The organism is Pelagicoccus sp. SDUM812003 (assembly GCF_031127815.1).
Taxonomy (GTDB): domain Bacteria; phylum Verrucomicrobiota; class Verrucomicrobiia; order Opitutales; family Opitutaceae; genus Pelagicoccus.
The window spans coordinates 70540-90857 of the sequence record NZ_JARXHY010000006.1 but is presented as its reverse complement, the minus strand read 5'-3'; the positions used below and the strand labels follow the sequence as shown (position 1 = coordinate 90857).

At 59.2% G+C, this 20318-nt stretch carries 13 protein-coding genes; 5 read left to right on the top strand and 8 right to left on the bottom strand.

Annotated elements, in window-relative coordinates; genetic code table 11:
- Window positions 1–23 precede the first annotated feature (23 nt).
- Window positions 24–1355 (bottom strand): mechanosensitive ion channel family protein, encoded by a 1332-nt coding sequence (locus QEH54_RS10250; RefSeq protein WP_309018578.1) that lies wholly within the window; start codon window positions 1353–1355, stop codon window positions 24–26.
- 83 nt (window positions 1356–1438) lie between these two features.
- Between QEH54_RS10250 and QEH54_RS10245 the strand changes: the two genes are divergently transcribed.
- The 3 genes from QEH54_RS10245 (at window position 1439) to QEH54_RS10235 (ending at window position 4116) form a co-directional block, all read left to right on the top strand.
- Window positions 1439–2185, top strand: a complete 747-nt coding sequence (locus tag QEH54_RS10245; protein WP_309018577.1) for a phosphatase PAP2 family protein — start codon at window positions 1439–1441, stop codon at window positions 2183–2185.
- Window positions 2186–2332: 147 nt separating this feature from the next.
- Complete coding sequence (locus tag QEH54_RS10240) at window positions 2333–3313, top strand: diacylglycerol kinase family protein (RefSeq protein WP_309018576.1); 981 nt, start codon at window positions 2333–2335, stop codon at window positions 3311–3313.
- Window positions 3310–4116: a DUF1206 domain-containing protein gene (locus tag QEH54_RS10235; protein WP_309018575.1), complete on the top strand. Its 807-nt coding sequence runs from the start codon at window positions 3310–3312 to the stop codon at window positions 4114–4116. The genes QEH54_RS10240 and QEH54_RS10235 overlap by 4 nt, the downstream gene beginning before the upstream one ends.
- Before the next feature lie 57 nt (window positions 4117–4173).
- On the opposite strand, the gene QEH54_RS10230 is transcribed toward QEH54_RS10235, so the two are convergent.
- The 7 genes from QEH54_RS10230 to QEH54_RS10200 all read right to left on the bottom strand — a co-directional run bounded on the left by QEH54_RS10230 (window position 4174) and on the right by QEH54_RS10200 (window position 17311).
- Window positions 4174–6768, bottom strand: coding sequence for a hypothetical protein (locus QEH54_RS10230; RefSeq protein ID WP_309018574.1), 2595 nt, complete (start codon window positions 6766–6768; stop codon window positions 4174–4176).
- Window positions 6769–6950: 182 nt separating this feature from the next.
- Window positions 6951–7574, bottom strand: coding sequence for a helix-turn-helix domain-containing protein (locus QEH54_RS10225; protein ID WP_309018573.1), 624 nt, complete (start codon window positions 7572–7574; stop codon window positions 6951–6953).
- Window positions 7571–8971 carry an efflux transporter outer membrane subunit gene (locus QEH54_RS10220; protein ID WP_309018572.1) on the bottom strand — a complete coding sequence of 467 codons (1401 nt, stop codon included), beginning with the start codon at window positions 8969–8971 and terminating at the stop codon, window positions 7571–7573. The genes QEH54_RS10225 and QEH54_RS10220 overlap by 4 nt, the downstream gene beginning before the upstream one ends.
- The gene (locus QEH54_RS10215) at window positions 8964–12086 is read right to left on the bottom strand and encodes an efflux RND transporter permease subunit (protein WP_309018571.1); all 3123 of its coding nucleotides are present in this window, start codon (window positions 12084–12086) and stop codon (window positions 8964–8966) included. Before QEH54_RS10215 ends, QEH54_RS10220 begins: the two co-directional genes overlap by 8 nt.
- A 20-nt stretch (window positions 12087–12106) precedes the next feature.
- Entirely contained in the window at window positions 12107–13258 is a 1152-nt protein-coding gene (locus QEH54_RS10210) for an efflux RND transporter periplasmic adaptor subunit (RefSeq protein ID WP_309018570.1), read from the bottom strand.
- A 125-nt stretch (window positions 13259–13383) separates the two neighbouring features.
- Window positions 13384–15120 (bottom strand): ABC transporter ATP-binding protein, encoded by a 1737-nt coding sequence (locus QEH54_RS10205; protein WP_309018569.1) that lies wholly within the window; start codon window positions 15118–15120, stop codon window positions 13384–13386.
- A gap of 103 nt (window positions 15121–15223) precedes the next feature.
- Window positions 15224–17311, bottom strand: coding sequence for a hypothetical protein (locus QEH54_RS10200; RefSeq protein ID WP_309018568.1), 2088 nt, complete (start codon window positions 17309–17311; stop codon window positions 15224–15226).
- A gap of 879 nt (window positions 17312–18190) precedes the next feature.
- On the opposite strand from QEH54_RS10200, the gene QEH54_RS10195 reads away from it, so the two are divergent.
- Window positions 18191–19204: a class I SAM-dependent methyltransferase gene (locus QEH54_RS10195; protein ID WP_309018567.1), complete on the top strand. Its 1014-nt coding sequence runs from the start codon at window positions 18191–18193 to the stop codon at window positions 19202–19204.
- Window positions 19205–19296: 92 nt separating this feature from the next.
- Entirely contained in the window at window positions 19297–20193 is an 897-nt protein-coding gene (locus tag QEH54_RS10190) for a DUF4097 family beta strand repeat-containing protein (RefSeq protein ID WP_309018566.1), read from the top strand.
- The last annotated feature ends 125 nt before the right edge of the window (window positions 20194–20318 follow it).

Sequence of the window (20318 nt, the reverse complement as noted above, 5' to 3'; positions counted from 1 at the left end):
TCACCCCTACAAGTCGATGACGGCTATTCCGGCGGGGCGTCGTCGAGCAGCAGGTTGCGACTGCCCGCCTTGCTGGCCTCTTCCTTGACTTGTCGTTCGATGGCGTCGTCACGCGACACGTCGCCTTGCTGCAATCGCCTGTCGGGATCCGGCTTCGAGCTCGAATCCCGCTTCGTCGCAGCGGGCGGAGTCTGAGCAGGGCTCCAGTTTTCCAGCCGCACGCGATGAATGGGCTCGGGCAGGTCCATGCCAGCGCTTTCCAATCGGCTCTTGACCAATCGGATCGCTTCGCTGCGCACTTTGGCATAGCTGAATGCTGACTGATCCACCCAGCCAAAGAACTGAATGCTCACGCTGGAGTCAGCCAGCGACGCGATCATGGCCCAAGGCGGTGGATCCTCCATCACGCCGGCCATATCCGACAAAGTCGCTACGCCGAGCTCCTGAGCCGCGTTCAGGTCCTCCTCCACGCCTACGCCCACCACGAAGTCGAAACGACGCTCCGCATTGGTGGTGTAGTTCAGTATCACACTTTTGAATACTAGGCTATTCGGCAGCCTCAGGTGATTCCCGTCAAGGGTCATCAAAATCGTCGCCCGCGTACTCAGGCTGATCACTCGCCCTTCCTGTCCGTCGATCACCACGTGATCGTTGGGCTTAAACGGTCGTCGAACGCTCAGCAGCAGACTCGCCACGTAGTTCTCGATCAAATCGCGAAACGCGAAACCGATGGCCAAGCCCGCCACGCCCGCGGCCCCGAACACCGCTCCTACCAACGCCGTGGCGTCCAGCAGATCCAGAGCGATGACCAGCCCGATCAGAAAGACCCCCACCTTCAGCCCTTGCGAAGCGATCTCCTGCAGGAAGCGATTTCCCCCGACGAAGCGACGCGGCACTCCGGAGCGAGCTAGAATACCACCCATCCAAGCGAACAGGATCACCACCACCACCGCCACCACGAAGAGCGGCAAGTATCCTACCGCCATCTGCAGCTTCAACAGGCTCCTGTCCAGAGCGTTGCCCACCCGATCGCTAACCTTGCCGCCCAGCACCAGCTCGTTCTTCACCTCCACCACCGAAGGCAGGGCCTGGGCGATTTCCTCCGCGGAGACGCGCAGCGACGAGTCGTCGACCTTTCCGGACAAGGTCACGATGCCCCCCTCGTAATCGGCTTGCACGCCTTGCATTCCCTCCACCTCGGACAGGCGATCTCTCAGATCCTCCTCCACCGCCTGGTCGGGACGCTCCGCGACAGCCGGAGTTTCCTGCCCGATGGCAGGCAATGGAAGGAGCGACTGAATCGCGAAAAGGAAAAGGGAAACGGCTCGTCGGTACACAGGAAGTCGATCACGCATGAAACGCGCCTTTCTCGCAGGCCGCCCTCGCCGGAAAATCCACCTATGGCGCAGGGTTTGCGTGAACGGTTTCCTGAAAAGCCATGAAAAACGCCCTGCGACGCATCCAACCCAAGCCCTTCAAGAATCTCGTGCTCGCCATGCTCTGCGCCATGGGAGCCTGGGGTTTCATCGAAGTCGCGGACGAGGTGGCTGAGGACGATACCAAGCAGTTCGACGAAGCGATCCTGCTCAGCTTGCGGGAGGCCGACGATACCTCAGACCCGATCGGTCCGATCTGGTTCGAAGAAGCGGCACGGGACATCACCGCCCTGGGCAGCCTCGCCATCCTGCTCCTCGCGAGCGTCGGCACCTTGGTTTTCCTCATGCTGATCGGCAAGCGGAGAACCAGCCTGCTCTTCCTGCTTTGCGCCCTATCAGGCGTCGCATTGAGCCAAGGCTTGAAGGGGCTCTACGATCGAGCTCGTCCAGATCTCGTCCCACACGAGATGCATGTGCTGACCGCCAGTTTCCCCAGCGGACACTCGCTGCTTTCGGCAGTGATCTACCTCAGCCTTGGGGCGATGCTGGCCAACTCCCAGCCGCGTCTGCTGGTCAAATCCTTCCTGATCGGGACTTCCATCGCCTTGGCCATTCTGGTGGGCCTATCGCGGCTGTACCTTGGCGTGCACTGGCCTTCCGACGTCCTCGCCGGCTGGAGCGCTGGCGCCGCCTGGGCGATTCTTTGGGTCATCATCGCTCGACTCTTCCTGCCGCGCCAAGAAACGGAAAGCTCGGGCCTCGAACAACCCGCACCCCCTTCACCCGCCCAAACGTCGCGCAACGCATAGGGCGACTCTTCATTTCGGTGCAGTTTGCAATCGAAGCGTCGAGCAAGACCTCGCAAGGCGGCCAAGGAAACTCTGGCGGCACCCCCCGAACTGATTTCGCCACCGAGTGGCGCGAGATACGCAATAGGCTGCCATCACCCGACCTGCATGAACGCGACCACCAACGCATCGCCGAGCGCCGACTCCTCATCACTCGAAACCAAGCCAGCTCGCTGCGCCGTGATCCTCAACCTGCAGTCCGGCACGCTTTCCGAACTCTGGTCCGAGCGCTTCGAGGCCGAGCTGCTCGAGGCCCTGAAGGCGAACGGCTGGTCGCCCGAGCTTCATCTGGTCCAAGGCGACGAAATTCAAGCCACCGTGGACCGAGCGATCCAAAGCCAGTGCGACGCCATCATCGCGGGCGGCGGAGACGGCACCACCACCTCGATCGCCAACCAGTTGCGCAATACGAAAACGCCCCTTGGCATCCTTCCCTGCGGCACACTCAATCTAGCCGCTCGCGATCTAGGCGCGCCACTTGATCCCCTCGAAACAGTCAGGTCCCTGCATCCCGGGGAGTTTAGAGACATCGACGTGCTGGAGATCAACGGATGGACCTGCTTGTGCCTGACGATTATCGGCGTCTATCCGGAGCTTCTCAACCGGGCCGATGAGTTTCACGGCAGCAAGTGGTGGATGAAATTCTTCAGGCTGAGCGGTCAGCTCGCCACCGCCTATTTCCGCTCGCCACGCTACCGCATCAAAATAAAGACTGAATCGGGCGGCGAGAAAAACGTATCCACTCGCCTACTACTGATCGTGCCGGGCGAGTACGAAGACGAGTTTGGCCTCCTTCCAAGCCGCGAAGGTCTTTCGTCCGGAAAATGCCGTCTCTACATTTCGAACCATCAGTCACGCTGGTCCAACGTCAAGATGGCCTTCCGCTTCTTGACCGGCCACACCAAGCAAGACCCTGACATGCTCATGGAAAGCGCCAGCTCGATGGAAATCTCCGTTAAGGGAAAAAGGTCCACCAAGGTATCGATCGATGGCGAGCTCATGGATCTGAAGCTTCCGGCCCAGTTCGATCTCAAACGCCAAGCGCTGCGGGTCCTCGTGCCGAAACCGCAAGACACCCCGAACCCATGAGCCAGGAAACCAATGGCCGTGCCCCGATCTGGCTGGTCGTGCTCGCCAAATCAGGCTACGGCGCCCGCGGACTGCTCTACGCCATCATCGGCGGACTGGCCTTTCTTCAGGCCATCGGTCAAGGCGGCAAAAAGACCGATTCCGAAGGCGCCCTCAAGCAACTCTTCGAAGCCCCCGGGGGAGCGGCGATCCTGTGGGCCGTGGCAGCGGCTCTGGTGGGCTACGCCGTCTGGCGACTATTCCAAGCGCTTCTCGATGCGGACGGACACGGACACGACGCTATGGGTACGCTGGTGCGCGGCGCCCTTTTCATCAGCGCCGTGACGCATCTCTTTCTCGCCTACACCACCGCCAGAATGGCGCTCAACCTGAGCTCCAGTTCCGGCGGCGAATCCAATGAAAGCGTAGTCGCTTCCCTGCTCGCTCTCCCTGGAGGTCCGTGGCTGGTGGTCGCGCTCGGTCTAGCTATCGCAGCGGTAGGGATCGCCCACTGGATCAAAGCCTACCAGGAAAACTACAAGGACTTCTTCGACGTCGATTCCGAGACCATGAAACGGCTAAACCCCATCTGCCGCTTCGGCCTATCCGCCCGAGGATTCGCTTTCAGCGTCATCTCAGGCATGTTCATCTACGCCGCCGTCTCGCAAGACCCCGACAAAGCCGGTGGGCTCAAGGACGTCTTTTCCACCCTCTCCCAGCAAGTCTTCGGACCTTACCTGCTCGGCGCTCTCGCTATGGGCTTCATCGCTTTCGGGGTGTACAGCGGCATCGAAACCCTGTACCGTAGGATCAACTACAAATAGCCAGCCGCCGCTCCCTATCTACTTTCCAGACACCGTCAGCGATCAGGCTCAGTGGTTCTACTCAAGTTCCAATTTCAGGCGAAGGAGAAACTGAGCAAGCGATGCCAGCGGCACGACGACTTCTATACTTTCGTCGCCTTCCAATACTTCGAGATCAGGTGCTTCACCCACCAGTATCCAATCCTTGGATTCAACCTCGAGTGCCTGAACGGCAGCGACAATCCCTTGCTTCTCCATGTTTCGGATGGAGAACACACAGGCGTTCTCATCGAGCTTTAGCTCGATCGACCAAGGAACAGGATCAGCTTTCGTGGGATCCAGATCATAGGCGAATTCAAGCAGGTTTGGATTTCCATCATGGTCAAAGTCGTCGGCGTAGCGGGCGTGCGCGCCTTCTAAACCGAAGCTCTGGGCCCAAGTACCATACGCGGGATTGTCGACTGCAACCTCGACTGATGCTTCGGACTGGGCCGAACCATAGGCGTTCGAAACCTCAACCCAGTATCGAGTTGAGAGGAGTGGATACACTACGGCGCTGCTCCCATTTTTCCCGATCAACGGCTTCGACTTGTCGCCAACGTCTCCTTCGTACCAATCGATTTCCGAGTACGTACCCGTTATATCGACCTCGAGCGTTACAACATCGCCAGGCGCCACGGACTCCGAGCTTTGCAGAACCGTTTCTTCGATCACCGGAGGGTAAGGCAGATCGACTAGGATAGCTGTATTGGTTTCGCCCACCGAGAACCCGGTTACAATGAGATCGTCAAACACCTGAACAGGGACATCGGAAACATTTTCGTATTCAGATGGATAATACGAAATATCCTTCGCGATCAACCACATGGTTCCATCAAGCTTCTGATACAGCATGGAAGTGCCCGAAAACGATACCTTTTCGACGTCAGTATCGATCTTCAGTGGTTCGACGACGTAGTCGCCGTCAGCGATAAACCCTCTCGCTCCCGAGATCCAAAGCGAAGCATCTTCTTTGATGTAGGCCACAACCGCTCGCTCCGCATCAAGGCTCTTTACTTCCGTGTCGATCACTAGGCTCTCGATCGATTCCCAGTTGTTGATGCCGTTTTCAGTCTTGTACCGAGAAATGAAGCCTTCGTCTCGAGTGACGAGATCCCCATCCTCGGTGAGGTAGAACAACACTGCCTCCACGTCGAAATCGGCTACGCCTTCAGCGATCTTCCGGGCTCCCGTTTCGTATCCACCTCGAAGCCAAAGCGTACCGTCCTTTTTTAGGTAGGCGGTTTGGTCAGTGTCGGCGATCGCTGCACTCACTTCTGATTCAATCAGCTGAGGGGAATGGTATTCGCCGCCCTCATCGCTGATTTGGAAAAAGCTATTTGAACCCATACCCCAAAGATCACCGGAAATATCCGTGTACACGGCATGAGAACCGGCAGTATTGAAGCCGTTTAAGGAAACCTGCTTCACCCCACTCGCGATGAGTTGAGGGGATTTGCGATGATCGGTATCGCCAAGACCCAATTGGCCAAAATCGTTTCTTCCCAGCCCGTACAGATCGTCGGAATGATCGATGAAGAACAGGTTGTCGTACCCCGCCTCTACACGCTTGGCAGAAAACCCATCCAGGGCGATCGGGTCGCGCGGTGTCGCCGACAGCTGCAGCCCCATCTTGGAATTGCTGTTGGAACCAGCGGCATACAAGTCACCGTTCGCTTCGACCACGTAGAGCGTCTCGCCGTTTGCTGAAATGCTCTTCACGTCGCTTCTGATTTTGACAGGCTCTGATGCAAAGGCGAAATCGCCTTTTCCCATCAAGCCTGCGCGATTATCTCCCAAAGCCCAGAGAGCGTTGTCGCTCGTAATGTAAAACACAGCTTCCCCATCCGCCAACACCGAAGACACACCCTCGGCGATGAAAGTCTTCTCCGTCGCAGGTGACGAACGGGAGTAGAGATTCGACTCGCCATCGAGGTAGTAGAAAGTCCCATCGGAACTGGCGGAAAATGCGATCACGCCCGTATCGATGACTTCATACCCGCCGGAATACTTCATTTTGCGAAGTTCACCACTGCTGTGGAGGTAGGCGGCAAAGACACCAGCAAAACCGATATCGAGCACCCCTTCGGCAAACTGTACAGGCAGGTCAGTGCCAACCCAAAAGTCGAAGCCAAGATGCGAAGAGTCTCCCCTGCCATAGAGCCTACCATCAGCATCGAGAAACAATGCGGAGTAGTAGGTGGCTACCGCCTTTTCAATATCAGACACCCCCTCGACAAGCGTCGGCGTATCCTTGGTGAACGGAATTCCCCAACCGTCCACCCCCGTCGTAGACATGCCGGTCGAATAAAGCTGATCATCGTTTTCGAACTGAAAGAAATTCCAAACATCGCCCGCCTCGAAGCGCGTGACCCTATCGCTGATAAACGTCGGCGTGGCATAGGTTTCACCGAAAACAAGATCGCTCGCATCGTCGATCGTGCCCACCGAATTCCAACCCAGCAGCCAAAGCTTGCCTTCGCTATCCATGTAGAGCGCAAAGGCGCCGCCCACCGAGACGCTCTCCACGTTCTCGGCTACCTTTACGAACTCGTTATAAAAGTCGGACTCTCCATTTCCCAGCTGGCCGTAGGAGTTATCGCCCGAGACTCGCAGATCGCCAGCGGACGTCACTGAACTAAGAAGGATCGCCCCAAGAACGGCGACGGGAGGAAGGGAACGGAAACAAGGGAGCATCGACAGAATGAACTACGTAATAGCCGATAGATATCAAGCAGATTACCTTTACGTAACCACCCTCGATGAATCGGTGGATCTTGCGCGAGCAAACGATCTGCCCCAAAACGCCGGCGACCTCAGTCCACCGACAAGGTTTGCTTCACGAAGGCGATGAGCATCTCGTTGCGCAGGACCTCGCTCTCCCTGCCAGCTCCGCGCCGCGCGGCGAGCAGGGCGCTGCCCTCCACCAGCCCTTGCAGGGCGGTGAAACGACGATCGATCTCCGAGTCGCTCATTTCCTTTCCCTCGCGCTCGGCGAGTCCTCTGATCCAGGCGGAGAAGTCCTCCTTGTAAGTCTGATCCGCCTTGGCCAATGCCGCCTCGATCTCCTTGTCCCGACTGGCTTCGGAACACATCTCCAGAAAGAGCACCGGGCTGATCTTGCCATCCTCGCGGGCCGACCACTCGCGCACGAGCTCCACGATTTTATCCGCAAAGTCATCCACCGACTCGGTACCGTCCGAGAGCAGGTTTCGCTGCGCCAGCTGCCTCTCGATGATCGCTAGGATGATGGCGCTCTTATTCTTGAAATAGCGGTAGGCCAAGCCCTGACTGATACCCGCCGTCTCCGCGATGCGGGCCATGCTGGCGGCGTGGAAGCCGTATTTGATAAAGCATTCTTCCGACGCATCCAAAATTCGGTTACGCTGGGCTTCCAGGTGCTCGGGAGAGCGGGGATTCTCCTTTTCGGACAAGCTCATGACTCTGCATTCCATCCCCCCCCAAGAACTTTATAAAGATTGATTCGATTGACTTGCTCCTGCAGCTGAGCCTGTACCAGAGCTTGGCGGGCACCATAGAGAGTTCGTTGGGCATCAAGCAAGTTCAGATAACTGTCCTGCCCTGCTTCGTATCGCGAGCGCGAAAGCGCCTCCGTCTCAGCAGCCGACTCGGCGAACGCCTCCAACGCCTCCCGGCGATCCTCCAAGGTCACACTCTGGTAGAGGGCGTCCGCCACTTCCTTAAACCCGATCTGGATCGCCTTCTCATATCTGGCGAGAGCGATCTGCCGATCAACGGCGGCCACGTCGCGATTGGCCTTCAGCCGTCCGCCCTGAAAGATGGGCATCGTCACCTGAGGGATGAAGCTCCAGGTGCCGGTGCCGCCGCTGAAGAGATCGGACAGGTCGCCGCTCAGCGAGCCCACCGTACCCGTCAGACTGATCGAAGGGAAGAAAGCGGCACGCGCCGCGCCGAGGTTGGCGTTGGCGGCCTGCAGGAGGTATTCAGATTGTTGGATGTCAGGGCGACGCAACAGCGCCTCCGACGGAAGCCGAGCTGGCAATCGCGCCAAGCCGCTGACATCCAAGTCTAAGTAATCAGGATACAGCTCTTCGCTCACCCTATTTCCCACCAGCACAGCGAGCGCGGTCTTGTCGAGCTGCACGAGACCTTGATAGGTAGCGATCTCGGCCTTCGAGCTTGCGAGCAAGGTCCGAGCCTGACTGAGCTCCAGCGAGGAAACCGCCCCCAACTCGAAGCGCTTTTCGAAAATCTGATAGCTTTCCTCATAGTTAGCGGAAGTGGCCTCAGCCAGTCGCAGCAGCTCGGAGTCTATCGAAAGGGTCAGATAGGCGTTGGCAACTTCCGCGATCAAGCTGAGCTGCACGCTCTTGCGAGCTTCGTCGGTAGCGAGGTAGTTCCGCAAAGCGACATCGCTGAGGCTCTTCATTCTGCCGAAGAGATCGAGCTCGAATTGCGTCACTCCAACCTGAGCCTGATACTGCTCGACATCAGGCTGACCGTCTCCTCCTAGGCGATTCATGGCCCCGCTACCGTTCACCGACGGGATGCGCTCCGCTCGTTGGATACGGTACTGGGCTCGCGCTCGTTCCACGTCAAGAGTCGCCGTGCGAAGATCCCGGTTGTTTTCCAAGGCCAGCTCAATAAGCTGCATGAGCTTCGGATCGTTGAAGACGTTGCGCCACTCCAGTTCGCTTGCGTCGCCCAACTCGTATTCATTCTCCTGTGACATTGGGATCGACTGATCCGTACCTATCTGAGCGTCGACCTCTGGCATCTCCGGCTGCAGGGTCGAGCATCCGCTCAGAGCGATCGTCGCGAAGGCGAAAGTCAATGTATTCAATTTCTTATGCATGGCTCTGATGTCCTTTTTTGCGGATAAAAAGGCGCTCGATGAGGAAGAAGAAAAGCGGCACGAAGAAAATGCCAAGAGCGGTGCCCACGATCATGCCCCCAAGCACTCCGGTTCCGATCGCTCGCTGAGCGCCGGACCCTGCGCCATCAGCGATCACCAACGGCACTACGCCCAGACCAAAGGCTAGCGACGTCATCAAGATAGGACGCAATCGGTCGCGAACCGCGTGCAAGGTCGCATCCAAAAGCTTCATGCCGCTCTCGAGGTTCTCCTTCGCGAACTCCACAATGAGGATGGCGTTCTTACTCGTGAGACCGACTGTCGTCAGCATCGCCACCTGGAAATAAACGTCGCGCTCGTAACCGCGTACCATGTTTGCCAATACAGCTCCCACGATTCCCAATGGGGCCGCGAGCAGCACCGCCGTCGGGATGCTCCAACTTTCGTAGAGCGCCGCGAGGGCGAGGAAAACGATCATAAGCGACAAAGCGTAGAGCAAGGTGGTCTGATCGCCCGCTTGCCGTTCCTGATAGGAAGTGGCGGTCCACTCGATTCCGAATCCCTCTGGCAGCTGCTGGGCCATCTTCTCCATCTCGAGCATGGCCTCTCCCGAACTCACGCCGGGCACGCCCTCTCCGACGATCTGCACCGCTGATACGCCATTGTAACGCTCCAGTCGCGGCGAGCCATAGGCCCACTCAGTCGAGCCAAAGGAGGAAAACGGCACCATCTCTCCGCTGCTGTTGCGCACGGACCACTTTTCGAAGTCCTCCGGCTGCATACGGTAAGGAGCGTCGGCCTGCACGTAGACGCGCTTGACGCGCCCACGGTCGATGAAGTCGTCGATGTAGCGGCCGCCCCAGGCCACGCCGAGCGTGTTGTTGATCTCCGCGATGGAGAGTCCGAGGGCCTTTGCCTTCGCGTTATCGATGGTGACGCGCAGCTGCGGCGTATCCTCCTGTCCGTTGGGACGCACTTTGGTCAGCTTGGGATTCTGCGCTGCCATCCCCAAAAGTTGGTTACGGGCCGCCATGAGCGCTTCGTGCCCTTGCCCGGCGTTGTCCTTCAGGTAAAGGGTGAAGCCAGTCGAGTTGCCGAGCTCGGTAATTGGCGGCGGGGCGAATGCGAATACGCTCGCTCCCTGGATCTGGCTGAAGGCCATGCTAGCCCGCATGGCGAGCGCCTGGGCGCTTTGCTCAGGATTTGGGCGCTCGCTCCAGTCTTTCAAACTAACGAAGCCCATACCATTGCTCTGGCCGCCTCCGGCGAAACTGAAGCCCTGCACCGTGAAGAGCTCCTCCACCACGTCTTTCTCCTCGTTAAGCATGTAGTCCTCGACCTGCTTCAAGACTTCCAAGGTGTTGTCCGCAGTGCTGCCCACCGGACCGATAACCTGCACGTAGATCGATCCCTGGTCCTCGTTTGGAAGGAAGCTAGTCGGCAAGCGCAGGAAGAAATAGGCCATCAATCCCACTACCGCTAGGAAGGCAACGAATCCACTTTTTCGATACGAGATAATGCGGCGCACCGCGCCTTGGTAGCGGCCGTTGTTCTTGTCGAACATGCGGTTGAACCAGCCGAAGAAGCCGGTCTCCTTGACGTGATGCCCCTTCTTGATCGGCTTGAGCATAGTGGCGCACAAAGCCGGCGTGAAGACGATGGCCACGATCACCGACAGGGCCATGGCGGATACGATGGTGGCGGAAAACTGGCGATAGATCACGCCGGTCGCTCCGCCCAGAAAGGCCATGGGAACGAACACCGCGGAGAGAACTACGCCGATACCGATCAAGGCGCCGGTGATCTGATCCATCGACTTCTTGGCAGCCTCCTTGGGCGAAAGGCCTTCTTCGCTCATAAGTCGCTCCACGTTTTCCACCACCACGATGGCGTCGTCCACCAACAGGCCGATGGCCAGAATCATGGCGAACATGGTGAGCATGTTGATGGAAAAACCGAGCACCGCCAGCACCCCGAAGGTGCCGAGCAGCACCACCGGGATCGCGATGGTCGGAATCAAGGTCGCCCGCCAGTTCTGCAAGAAAAGGAACATGACCAGGAACACCAAAACCACCGCCTCGATCAGAGTGTGCACCACGCCTTCGATGGCCACGCGAACGAACGGCGTATTGTCGAAGGGAATCACCGCCCGCAAGCTCTCGGGAAAGTACGGCTCCAACTCGTCGAGCAAATCGGTCACACGCGACGCGGTTTCCAAAGCGTTCGCTCCCGAAGCGAGAGAGATGGCCATGCCAGCGGCCTGCTTGCCATTGTAATGCGTTTCAAACCCGTATTGCGACGCACCCAGCTCCACGCGGGCCACGTCCTTGAGTTTCAAATACGAGCCATCGGAATTGCTCCTCACCACGATCTGCTCGAACTCGTCAGCGGAAGTGAGCCGGCCTTTGGTATTGATGCTGAAGTTGACGTTCTGCCCGTCAACGTACGGGGCGCCACCGATCTGGCCGATCGATACCTGCTGATTCTGAGCGGTCACCGCCGAGGTGATATCGGTCACGGTGAGACCGTAAGCGTCGATCACGTTCGGATCGAGCCAGATGCGCATGGCGTATTGTCCGCCGAATACACGAGCGCCACCCACCCCGTCGACGCGAGCGATTTGGTCGGCGATGTTGGACGTCAGGTAGTCGGCCACGTCGACCCGATCCATACTCCCATCCTCGGAGACGAAACCGACTACCATAAGAAAGCCTTCGCCCGACTTGGTAACGTTTACCCCCTGCTGCTGCACCACCGAAGGGAGCAGCGGCGTGGCGGCCTGAAGTTTGTTCTGCACCTGCACCTGAGCGATGTCAGGATCGGTACCGGTGGCGAAGGTGAGCGTAATGGTCGAAGTACCGGAGGAGTCGCTGGTGGCCGACATGTAAATCAGGCCATCGAGTCCAGTGAGACTCTGCTCCAAAATCTGCGTCACGGAGTCCTCCACTACCTGAGCGGAAGCGCCGGGATACATCGCGTTCACCGAAACCGATGGCGGGGCCACGGTCGGGTAGCGGGAAATGGGTAGCGTGGTCATCGCCAGGGCTCCAGCGATCATAATGACCAGCGCGATGACCCAGGAAAAGATGGGTCTGTCTATGAAAAAGCGTGCCATAATCTGTGAGGGCTAAGTGCCTAGTGGGCGTTGGCTGCTGGGGCAGCGGAGTCGGCGATCTTGACTTTCATGCCGGGACGCACCTTCTGCAGCCCGTTCGTCACGATAGTGTCGCCCGCTCGCAGGCCGCTCTTGATCAGCCACTGATTGCCCACCGACTGAGTGGTTTCCACCGCTCGAGCGCTCACCGTGTTATCGGCGCCTACCACCATGACGGAGGTGCTGCCATTCGGGGCGCGGGAGACCGCGTTTTGCGGGATGAGGATTCCGTTTTCGCGAATCCCCTCACCAATCACCGCTTTCAAATAAGTGCCCGGAAGCAGCAATCCGTCTGGATTCGGCACCACCACCCGCAAGGTGTAGGCGCCCGTCTGCCGATCGACGCTCACTTCCGAAAAAGCGATCTCGCCAGCATGCTCGTAGGTCGTTCCGTCCTCTAAAATGATCTTAACCGGCAGGTCGACTCCTCGCAGGTCGCCTTCCGAGAGGGCCTTACGGAGACGAAGCTGCTCGGCGCTGGATTGAGCGATGTCTACGTAAATCGGATCGAGCTGATGCACGGTGGCCAGCGCGGTGGCTTGATTGGCGGTGACCAGCGCTCCTTGGGTGACGGAAGAACGGCCGATGATGCCACTGATGGGAGATTCGATACGGCTGTGGTCGAGAGCGACCTTGGCATTGGCCAGCGACGCCTCAGCGACCGCGAGCTGGGCTTCCGCCTGCTGCAGGGTAGCCCGGTCATTGTCCAGCTCCTGCTGACTCACCGCTTTGCTCTGGTAGAGGGATTCCGTACGCATGGCCTCCGTGCGAGCGATGGAAAGCGACGCCTGGGCCGCCGCCAAATTTGCCTTGGCCATATTGTAGCTCGCCAAGTACGTTTCGTCATCGAGCTGATAAAGGGCCTGCCCCGCCTCGACGGCGCTGCCCTCCTCGAAAAGCCGCTCCTCCACGATGCCGCTTACTTGCGGGCGCACTTCCGCCATCAAATACGCAACCGCCCGTCCCGGCAACTCGCGCGTCAGGGTGACCGACTCGGATTGCACCTCCATCACGGAAACGGTTGGTGGAGGCATCTGCATCTGAGCAGAGCCTCCACCCTGTTTTTCACCACACCCTGCCAGAAACGCGGCGGCCGCGATGATACCCACACTACTAAAAATTCGTCTCTTCATCCTGTCCTTCGATTCTTCGATTGGACTATAGTGAATGAATGGTCATTCACTGTTCGTCAAGAATAGAATGAACGTTCGTTCATTCTCGGTCGACGCCGCGTCTCGCGGCAGAGAGGCGGGGCCGTCTACTCCGCGATCACGTCGGTCTGCACCCGCCAGAGGTCGGCGTAGTGACCGTCGCGCTCGAGCAGCTGGTCGTGGGAGCCGGACTCGATGATGCGGCCGTTTTCCAGCACCACGATCTGGTCGGCCTTTCGCACGGTGGAAAGGCGGTGGGCGATGACCAAAGTGGTACGCTCCTTCACTAGGTTATCCACCGCGGCCTGGATCTTGGCCTCGGTCAGCGTATCCACGGAAGAGGTCGCTTCGTCGAGGATCACCAGCGGCGGATTTCGCAAGATCACGCGGGCGATGGTGAGGCGCTGCTTCTCTCCCATGCTGAGCCGTATCCCGCGCTCTCCGATCAAGGTATCCATGCCGTCAGGAAGTTTGGATACAAACTCCCAGGCGCAGGCGCCTTCGAGAGCCTGGACAATATCCTCCTCCGTCGCGTCCTCGCGAGCGAGCATCAGGTTGTCGCGCACCGACCCATCGAACAGAAAGGGATCCTGAGCGACGACGCCGACATTCGAGCGCAGGTCCTGCAGCGAAACGTGGCGCACGTCCACTCCATTGATGGATACGCTGCCTGCGGTGACATCGTAGTAGCGTTGCAGCAAACTGGATACAGTGGATTTGCCCGCTCCAGTGTGGCCTACCAAAGCCGTCACCTTTCCGGCAGGCATGGTGAGCGAAAAATCGGAAAGCAAGTTCGAGCGCTCGGTGTAGTTGAAATCCACCGACTCGAAGCGCACTTCGAGCGGCGCCGCTGGATAGGGTTTCGGGTCTTTCGGGTCTTCGATTTCGATGGGAAAATCCAGCAGGTCGAAGACGCGCTCCGCCGACGCCTTGCCGGTGGCGAGCATGTTGTTGAGCGAGGAGATCAGGGTCAGCGGCTGGTAGAGCATGTAGCAATAGAGCAGATACTCGACGAGGTCGCCGGTCTTGAAGGTGTCCGGTTCAGTGAACGTGAGGTAGCCGCCGTAGCCGATGACCGCCACGGTGCCAAGGCTGACGATGAATCCATTGAGCGGGCCGTGCAGCGACCAGCGAAACATGCCCTTGAGGGTGTAGAGCTTCAGCTCTTCCGCCTTGTCGGAAAAACGTCGGGACTCGCGGCCCTTCAAGGCGAAGGAGTTGATCAGACGGTTTCCCTGGATATCCTCCACCAGCAGCGAGCTCAGTTCTCCCGAAGCCTCGCGCACCTTGCGCCAGTTCTTGCTCTGCGACTTGAAGTGAAGTCGCGACAAAATGATCATGATGGGAATGGGCAGAATCATCAGAGTCGCCAGGCGCGGCTCCGAATAGAACATCATGGCGCTCACCCCAAACAGCGTCAGCAGCGCCGTGCTCCCCTGCTCCGTGCCATCCAGAATGACCCGCTCCACGTTCTGCACGTCTTCGATGACGCGCGAAGCTATGTCGCCCGACTTGCGCGAGTCGAAGAATCGAACCGGCAGATCCAGCAGCTTGCCGTGCAAATCGAGCCGCAGATCGATCAGGACCTTCTGCTCCAGAACGTTGTTCACCCGGATGCGCAGCGAATTCAAAACCTCGCGCATGAGGAAGCAAAGCACCAGCAGCCCCACCAGGGGAGCGTAGCCCTCGAGGCTATCCTGCAAGGTCAGTCGATTGACGATGTACCCAGCGATCTTCGGTACCACCAGGAAAAACAAGGTGCTGCCGATGGCGAGGGCAATGGTGCCAACAAACCGCCATTTGTAGCGGAACAAATAGCTCGAAACTCTCCAGATCGTCTTCATCGAGGGGGCCGATTCAGACAGCCACGCTTCGCATGACAAGCCTCAACCCGCCTCGATGGGTTGCGACCCGGAGAGTTCCGTTCTCTTTCAAATGGGCGAAGCCCTACTCTTCGATGAACTCGATCGCCCCGCTGGAAAGCGCTCCATCCACTTGGGAGCCAATGCTCGCTCCCACGTAGAACTGCTCTCCGAAAGCGATGGTGGCGCGGTCCACTACGAACCAATCCACACCGTCGCTGGAGGCGGAGAGGGTGAGCAGATCACCGGCCTTTTGCAGACGGAGATAGCCCTCGCCAAGGGCTCGGCCGCTGGTGGCGCGTTGATTGCCCTCGCCAGCCTTGAGACGGCAAAGCGTCTCGAACTGGTCCTTGCCGTTGATCAGAATCGACCCGTGAGGCGAGTCCGGGTCCAAGGTCTTGCGCACCATCAGCCCCATGCGGGCGTACCTGTCGTCGGGGACGAAATCGGTCACGAACGCGGTCAGCGTGAAATCGCCGCTGGTCTTGACCCAAGTGTAGCGCAGCTCGTCGAAGTAGGACTCGTAGCCGACGCCGGAGGTTTCGATGAGGAAAAATCCGTTTTGATCGTCGAAGTGGGTGCTGCCTTCCTCATCCATCTGGCCGATCACGCTGGAAGTGGCGATCTGGCCGAGAATGGTTGGGCTTTTCCGAGCATCGGCGGTCGATTCGTCCACCACCTCGAAGCGAGCGGAGGTTAGGTCGCCGTCCGCCTGGGAACCGACCGTGAAGCCGATGAGATAGGACTCGCCAAAGGGAAGCTGCGCCTCGTGGGCGAGCGTCCACTTGCTTCCATCCGCAGAGTACGAGGCACGAACCGTGGGGCCGGATTTCTCCAAGCGCAGGTAGCCTTCGGCTGCGATGGGCTCCAGCAAGGTGCTCGAGACGCCCTCTCCGTCATTTGATCTGCAGAGATACTCGTAGAAACCTCCGCTGTTGAATGCCATCGTCATGTGGGCCGCCTGCGCCGCGTCGCTGCTTCGGATCATGATGCCCGCCCGGTCCCAGGACTTGACCGCCTGGAAGTCGGAAATCTTCACCGTGAGGCTGGCGTCCTCGGTCAGGCTCACACGGGCGAACTTCAGGTTGTCCTCGTAGGTCTCATGTCCGCGCCCGGAGCCGGATAGCCTGTGGGCCCCGCTGACCGGATCGTAGCTGTATTCACCTTCTTCGATCATGGCTCCCATGATGACCGTTTCCACCGGCCGTCCCAGCAGCGAGGCGACGCCTTCGATGCCCTGGAATCCCTCCACGCTCGATTCGAGCACCTCCACCAACGCGCCGGAAACGCGCCCGTCGCGCTGCGATCCGATGGCGATTCCGACATGGGCCCGACCGGTCAAGGTCAGGGTTTCGCAGGAGTCGGCGATCCAGTCCTGTCCATCGTGGGAATAGGTCAGCAGCACTTCGCCAGCCTTTCGCTGGATTCTGAGATAAACCTCGTCACGAACCACCTGCTCCATCGAGGCCGAAACGCGGCCGCCTTTGCTCGAGCGGACCAGGGATTCGAAATAGTTCCTTCCGTTGATGGTCATGGAGGCATGACGCGCCTCGGGGCTCAAGTCCTCCCGCAGCATCAGACCCACACGGGCCCAGTCCGCGTCCGGCTCAAAGGTATGCACCTGCAGGGTCAGAGAGAAGTCTCCTTCCACCGCCACGTGCGTGAACCTCAAGTCGTCGCTGTAGGTTTCGTAGCCACGGCCCGAACCCGTAATCAAATAAGCGTTGATCTCCTCGTCGTATTCCGAGGAGCCCGCGGCGCTCATGTTTCCGATCAGCTCGGACTCCGGGATGATCAGTTCGTTCGGAACCTCCGCGTCCTGCCCCACTTCGATGGAGCCGACGCCGGAAAAGTCCGAGCAGCCAAAGGCGTTGAAGGCGCAAACGCGATAGAAGTACTCCACGCCCAGCTCGACCGAAGCGTCGACGAAGCGAGGCTCGTTGGGGCCAGACTCGCCGATCAGCGAGAAGTTCACGCCATCCGTCGATCGCTCGACGAAAAACCCGTCTTCGCTGTCCGCGAGATCGAGCCATGAAAGCGTCACCGTCTGAGCGAAAGCGAAGACGGGAGAGATCGCGATGAGAATACCGATCCAAAAAATCGATGCCTTGTTTCCTAGCCCGCCTACCCTATCGGGTCCTTTGAGGGCTGAGTCGTTTCCTTTTTTCGTCATTTGTGAGTCGTTGTTTGGTTTGGTTCATTCCGCCGCTCTCGTTCGCGGCCTCGCATGAGATTGAATCACGAAACCTGAACGACCTCCCCCGGCCCCGCTTGACCCAACTACCGAATTCAACTTCGCTTTACAATTGATTCGAGACTACCCCACCTCTCGTCAAATTAGGGAGTTCGCTCCCTTTCGAATTTGAATCGCTTGCCCCTGATCGGAACGACACCCCAGGCAGTAGTGAGGGGGATTAAGGACAGGACGGAGCATAAGGGATCATAATACGTATAACGTTCGGTGGATCTGCGTAATTGACTCGCCGCAGTTTGGCCTCGGCGGTTTGCCTTTTGCAGCTCGGCGACAACGAGCGCTCAAATAAGAGCTATGCCTGGCACGGCGAAAATCGGTGTTCCGATCGGGAACAACCTGCAAGGGGCGCCTGGGCGGCTGTCCTCCGACCCACCGCCGCTACCACCTAGCGGTCGATCCAGAGAGTCCCCAGATCCCCCTGAAGGAAACCTCTGCCCTGATACGTAGTTCGCAGACAAGGCGCCGTGTCACGGGCAGCTCGCGCCACGAATACGACGCGTCCTGCGATCCAACCACGGGACCTGCTGCGGGCGTCGCAAACTCCTTTCTCTCACGGAGGATCGCGCGGACCAAGCGGCTCGCGGATACTTGGGCGCCCAAGGAGCGGTCGACGCTGAACGCGACGCGGACAGGCCGCTCCACGCTGCCATTTGCAGGCTGGCATCCGCCAAATCGAGAGCGCCGCCGAAACGCTTGTCCCTGCTCCGCCGCTCGTCGCGAAGTCGGCTTGCAGGCCGCAAGAAATTCCCGGCTGGACTTCCGAGGCGTCTCCCGCTTTCAGAAAGCCCTAGTCAAATCATGGACGAGCTAAACATAGATTGGGAAATCCTGGCCCGCCTTCGCCGACGCTTTCTCGAGCAAAGCGCGGGATCTGGCGTCTACTGGCAGGACGAGCAGGATCTCGCCCACTACCACGCTTTCTTCGCCGCTCGCATCGGCTGGAAATGGGACGACGCGCTGCGAAACGCCGAGCAGTCCGGCTGGAGCCTTCGCTCTCGAGTTTTGCTGGACTGGGGCTGCGGCAGCGGCATCGCCACCCTGCGCCTGCTCGAGCGCTACGGAGCCGAAGCGGTCGACAAGGTCCTGCTCTACGACCATTCGCTGCTCGCCTGCCGTTTCGCCCAAAAAACCATCTCCGACGCCTACCCGGACCTCGCGGTGGAGATCGCCCCAAATCCCTCCCAAATCGAACAGCTCGGCGAAACCACCGTGCTGCTCAGCCACGCCCTCAACGAGCTCACCACCGAAACCCGGACCGTTCTGGCGTCGCAATTGAAAGGCGCCGCCCAAGTCTTCTGCGTCGAAGCTGGCGACCATGCCACCAGCCGGCTGCTCATCTCGCTGAGGGAATCCCTGCGAAGCACCCACGCCATCGCCGCCCCATGCCTGCGCTGCGACGCTTGCCCGATGCTTCAGGAAGAAAACGCCCGCCATTGGTGCCATTTCTTCGGCAAGCCTCCCCTCGAAGCCTTCACCGAAGGGGCTTGGGCCCGATTCGCCACCTTGATGGAGGTCGACTTGCGCTCGCTGCCCTACAGCTTTCTGGTGCTCGACCGTAGCTCCCTAGCGCCAGCCGACGCTTCGCGATCGACGCTGCCGGACCACGCGTCACGGCTGATCGGCCGCCCCCGCCAGTTCAAGGGATACACCCGCGCCCTCTCCTGCGACGCCTCCGGTCTACGCGATCTCGAGCTGCAAAAGCGGGACGACAAGGCCCTCTGGAAAAGCCTGAAAAAAGGCAAGGACGGCACGCTCTACCGCTGGGTGGAAATCGAAGCAGGCCGCATCAAGAGCGGATCTCCGCTCGATTGAGCCGCAGCCCGCCCGAGGCGAAATCCACTTTTCCCGTAACCGAAGGACTCGCCGCGAGTATTCCATGACGAACCTACAACAAACCGACCGCCATGAGACTACCGCGCTTTTCCCAACTCGCCTGCATCACCCTCCTCGCCCTCGGTACGACGGCTCTGGCATCCGCCAAAATCGTACGCAACCATCAGGAAACCATTTCCTTGAGCGGGATCGACAAAGTCGAAATCCACCTCAACTCCGGAAACATCCAGCTCGTTGGCGCCGAACGCGAGGATCTCCACCTGGATCTCGACCAGATCTTCAAAACGAATTCCCAGTCAGAAGCCGACAAGCTGGAACGCGAAGTCAAGCGGGAGATCGAGCGGCGCGGGGACAAACTGGTAATCACCATCAAACTCGATGATGACGACCGCTTCCTAGGCGGACTCTTTTCCGGCAATCGCGGCGTTTCCTTCGATGCCCAAATCGAGCTTCCCTATGGCATCGAGATCGAATCCAAAACCAATGGAGGAAACATCCGAGCCCATCACCTAGCGGGCGAGTGCGAATTGAAGACCAACGGGGGAAACATCGAGCTGGATCGCATCCTCGGACCGCTCGACGCTCACACCAACGGAGGAAACATCGAGGTCTCCGATCTGCGGGCGCCAGCTCGGATTCACACCAACGGCGGCAATATCCGCATCGCCGCCTACTCCTCTGAGATCGAAGCCCACACCAACGGCGGCAACATCACTGCCGAGCTCTTCGAAGGCATCAGCGGACGCACCGAACTGAAAACCAACGGCGGCAGCATCCGCGCCAGCCTCCCTTCCGGCTCGGTCTTTGACCTGAAAGCCAAGGCGGCCGGCGGCAGAGTGCGCTTCGATTTCGACGGCGACCTGCGCGGCGAATTCGATCGAAACAAGATCGACGCGTCCATCAATGGAGGCGGGCCTCTGCTCTCCATGCGCACCTCCGGCGGGAGCGTCACCGTAAAAAACCTCTAGCCCCGCCCCCTCGCGCAAAACAGATTTCCGGTCGTCGCGCCGCGATACGCGACACCAGGAGAGGAGGGAAGCCCGCGCCGACTACGGCGCGGGCTTTTTCGTTTTGCTCTGCCCGAAGGCGGTCG

Excerpts from the sequence above, each read along its gene's own strand:
- QEH54_RS10250 (WP_309018578.1), bottom strand. The coding sequence starts at position 1,355 with ATGCGTGATCGACTTCCTGTGTACCGACGAGCCGTTTCCCTTTTCCTT.
- QEH54_RS10245 (WP_309018577.1), top strand. The coding sequence starts at position 1,439 with ATGAAAAACGCCCTGCGACGCATCCAACCCAAGCCCTTCAAGAATCTC.
- QEH54_RS10240 (WP_309018576.1), top strand. The coding sequence starts at position 2,333 with ATGAACGCGACCACCAACGCATCGCCGAGCGCCGACTCCTCATCACTC.
- QEH54_RS10235 (WP_309018575.1), top strand. The coding sequence starts at position 3,310 with ATGAGCCAGGAAACCAATGGCCGTGCCCCGATCTGGCTGGTCGTGCTC.
- QEH54_RS10225 (WP_309018573.1), bottom strand. The coding sequence starts at position 7,574 with ATGAGCTTGTCCGAAAAGGAGAATCCCCGCTCTCCCGAGCACCTGGAA.
- QEH54_RS10220 (WP_309018572.1), bottom strand. The coding sequence starts at position 8,971 with ATGCATAAGAAATTGAATACATTGACTTTCGCCTTCGCGACGATCGCT.
- QEH54_RS10215 (WP_309018571.1), bottom strand. The coding sequence starts at position 12,086 with ATGGCACGCTTTTTCATAGACAGACCCATCTTTTCCTGGGTCATCGCG.
- QEH54_RS10210 (WP_309018570.1), bottom strand. The coding sequence starts at position 13,258 with ATGAAGAGACGAATTTTTAGTAGTGTGGGTATCATCGCGGCCGCCGCG.
- QEH54_RS10205 (WP_309018569.1), bottom strand. The coding sequence starts at position 15,120 with ATGAAGACGATCTGGAGAGTTTCGAGCTATTTGTTCCGCTACAAATGG.
- QEH54_RS10200 (WP_309018568.1), bottom strand. The coding sequence starts at position 17,311 with ATGACGAAAAAAGGAAACGACTCAGCCCTCAAAGGACCCGATAGGGTA.
- QEH54_RS10195 (WP_309018567.1), top strand. The coding sequence starts at position 18,191 with ATGGACGAGCTAAACATAGATTGGGAAATCCTGGCCCGCCTTCGCCGA.
- QEH54_RS10190 (WP_309018566.1), top strand. The coding sequence starts at position 19,297 with ATGAGACTACCGCGCTTTTCCCAACTCGCCTGCATCACCCTCCTCGCC.